Below are 2,442 nucleotides of genomic sequence, written 5' to 3' on the forward strand. Positions count from 1 at the left end.
TGCAACATCGTTCAGCATGGCACCGCTACTCCTGCAGCGCCAGCCATCCACGCCGCCGACCATCAGCGGCTCATCAGCGGATCATGGCCCGTTCATGAGCCCGATTCGACTGTTCCCCATCCGGCGGCTGGTTTACCCTTGACGCATTGGCGCAACCTGCCATTTACCTGCTTCGGGAGAGACGATGCCCATACTGTTAGTGATTACCCTGTTCGGGTTATTGGATTTCGTGGTGCTGTTCAGTCTTGGCAGCCAGATCGGCCTGCTGCCGACCCTGGCGCTGGTGCTGATCACCGGCGCCGTCGGCCTGCATCTGATTCGCCGCGAAGGTCGCGCGACACTGATGCGCGCCCAGGAACGCCTGCAACGTGGCGAGATGCCTTCCGGCGAGCTGATGGAAGGCGCGGCGCTCATCTTCGGCGGTGCCCTGTTGATGGCGCCGGGCTTTCTGTCTGACGCCTTCGGCCTGCTGTGCCTGCTCCCCGCCTCACGGGGACTGTTAACGCGCGGCCTGAGCGGCAATGGCGCGATCGCGCGCTTCTTCAAGGGGCGCTTCTCGGCTGCGGGAACCTCGCGCAGCACCCGCACGGGTGACTGGGAAGCCGACGCCCGTGCTGACAGCGCATCACGCAGCGATGGCGATCAGCAGCACGCCAGCGGCAACCATGCAGGGCAGCAAGGCAGCAGCCAGCAGACCGGCGAGCCGCTGGAAGGCGATTACATCAGCCGTGACGAGCCGCGCCTCTAGCGCCTTCTCACGCACAAGCACCACGCGCAATCGTCTGCTTGAGAACCATGTTTGAAAGTCATGTTTGAAAGCGATGGGCCCGGCACTGGAACACCAGTGCCGGGCCTTTTTGATTCGTGATATCTTGCTTCACAGGCTCCATCACGCTGTCCTGCTCTCTCCTGTCCTGCTCTCTCCTGTCCTGCACTGGCCAGCCCCAGCGCCAATGCCTGTCACTGACCGGAGTCGCGCTCTGTGAGCTGCCCGACCGAACCCTTGCGCCTTGCAACAAGGCTCACCCTGGCCTCTGCCCACCCACTGGCGTCTTGTACCAATGGACACCGTCTGGAGGCTGCCAGCTATATGCCAACGGTGAACGGCTCGGATACACTCAAGCCGTTGATTCATCTAGCGGAACCTTGCGGAAGACAGGCTGCACCCAGGGCGCGTAGCTTTCATGCGACGCACAAGATGCGCCGATTTGAAATTTTTTTATGATCGCCTACTTGAAAGCTGTCCCCCCGCCACCATAAAAGCGGTGCAATGGATAACGGCCACGCCCCCAGCGGCGGGGCCCAACACTCGGTAGGCAACCCCATTGAACGCCAGACTCACCGACAAAGAACGGGAGCTGGCGGGATTTACCATCAGGAGAACGTGAGCAATGAACATTCGTCCCTTGCACGATCGCGTCGTGGTTCGTCGCGTGGAAGAAGAACAGAAGACTGCAGGTGGCATCGTTCTGCCCGGCAGCGCCCAGGAAAAGCCGACCCGTGGCGAGATTCTCGCTGCCGGCAACGGTCGCATCCTCGAAAACGGTGAAGTTCGCCCGCTGGACGTGAAAGTCGGCGATACCGTGATCTTCAAGGATGGCTACGGCGTCGAGAAGCAGAAAATCGACGGCGAAGAGGTGCTGATCATGAGCGAGAGCGACATCCTCGCCGTGGTGGAAGGCTGAGTTTCAGCTTTTTCGGGTTCCAACGCTTCGACTTACTGATTAAAGGTAGAGATAAACATGGCTGCAAAAGACGTTCGTTTCTCCGATGATGCACGCAAGCGCATGGCGCGTGGTGTCAATGTCCTGGCCGACGCGGTCAAGACTACCCTCGGCCCGAAAGGCCGTAACGTGGTACTGGAAAAATCCTTCGGCGCTCCGACCGTCACCAAGGACGGCGTTTCCGTCGCCAAGGAAATCGAGCTGAAGGACCGCTTCGAGAACATGGGCGCCCAGATGGTCAAGGAAGTCGCTTCCAAGACTTCTGACGTGGCTGGCGACGGCACCACCACCGCCACCGTGCTGGCTCAGTCCATCGTCAACGAAGGCCTGAAAGGCGTGACCGCGGGCATGAACCCGATGGACCTGAAGCGCGGCATCGACAAGGCTGTCATCGAAGCCGTCAAGGCCGTGCGTGAGCTGTCCGTGCCGTGCACCGATACCAAGGCCATCGCCCAGGTCGGCACCATCTCCGCCAATGGCGACTCTCGCATCGGCGAGATCATCGCGGAAGCGATGGAGAAGGTCGGCAAGGAAGGCGTCATCACCGTCGATGAAGGTCGCGGCTTCGAAGACGAGCTGGAAGTGGTCGAAGGCATGCAGTTCGATCGCGGTTACCTGTCTCCTTACTTCGTCACCAACCAGGACACCATGGCGGTCGAACTCGAAGACCCGTACATCCTGCTGGTCGACAAGAAGATCTCCAACATCCGCGAACTGC

Annotated in this window: 3 protein-coding genes; all 3 read left to right on the top strand. The window is 60.5% G+C overall.

Annotated features, from left to right (window positions below; all coding sequences use genetic code 11):
* The first annotated feature begins 184 nt into the window (after positions 1 to 184).
* Positions 185 to 748 (top strand): FxsA family protein, encoded by a 564-nt coding sequence (locus tag AC4FAH_RS01140; protein WP_216061314.1) that lies wholly within the window; start codon positions 185 to 187, stop codon positions 746 to 748.
* 643 nt (positions 749 to 1,391) lie between these two features.
* Entirely contained in the window at positions 1,392 to 1,685 is a 294-nt protein-coding gene (locus tag AC4FAH_RS01145; RefSeq protein WP_043331438.1) for a co-chaperone GroES, read from the top strand.
* 57 nt (positions 1,686 to 1,742) lie between these two features.
* On the top strand, positions 1,743 to 2,442 hold a 700-nt coding region (gene groEL / locus AC4FAH_RS01150; RefSeq protein WP_490245564.1), incomplete at its 3' end, for a chaperonin GroEL.

This window comes from Cobetia sp. (assembly GCF_983723665.1).

Bases quoted from the DNA above. Each gene is read 5' to 3' on its own strand.
- AC4FAH_RS01140 (WP_216061314.1), top strand. From the start codon at position 185: ATGCCCATACTGTTAGTGATTACCCTGTTCGGGTTATTGGATTTCGTG.
- AC4FAH_RS01145 (WP_043331438.1), top strand. From the start codon at position 1,392: ATGAACATTCGTCCCTTGCACGATCGCGTCGTGGTTCGTCGCGTGGAA.